This is a genomic window from Saezia sanguinis (assembly GCF_003991585.1).
Lineage (GTDB): Bacteria > Pseudomonadota > Gammaproteobacteria > Burkholderiales > Burkholderiaceae_C > Saezia > Saezia sanguinis.
The window spans coordinates 1-234 of sequence record NZ_PQSP01000226.1 but is presented as its reverse complement, the minus strand read 5'-3'; the positions used below and the strand labels follow the sequence as shown (position 1 = coordinate 234).

Sequence of the window (234 nt, the reverse complement as noted above, 5' to 3'; positions counted from 1 at the left end):
CATTAATTCTGCATCGGGTGTTTCAGCTAAAAAATGCTGTATTTGCTGACTGTTCTCATCAGGAAGCACCGAGCAGGTCACATAAAGCAAAATACCATTAGGTTTCAATTTTGCCCAAAGCGCTTTGAGAATTTGTCCTTGTAAGGCAACCAATTGAGCAATATCCGTTTCTTGACGTAACCATTTAATATCCGGATGACGACGAATGACCCCTGTTGCCGAACAAGGTACATC

Annotated in this window: 1 pseudogene; it reads right to left on the bottom strand. The window is 41.9% G+C overall.

The annotated features are described in order from the left end of the window. Positions 1 to 234, bottom strand: a pseudogene (locus CUZ56_RS15600) (16S rRNA (cytosine(967)-C(5))-methyltransferase RsmB); the annotation flags it as partial.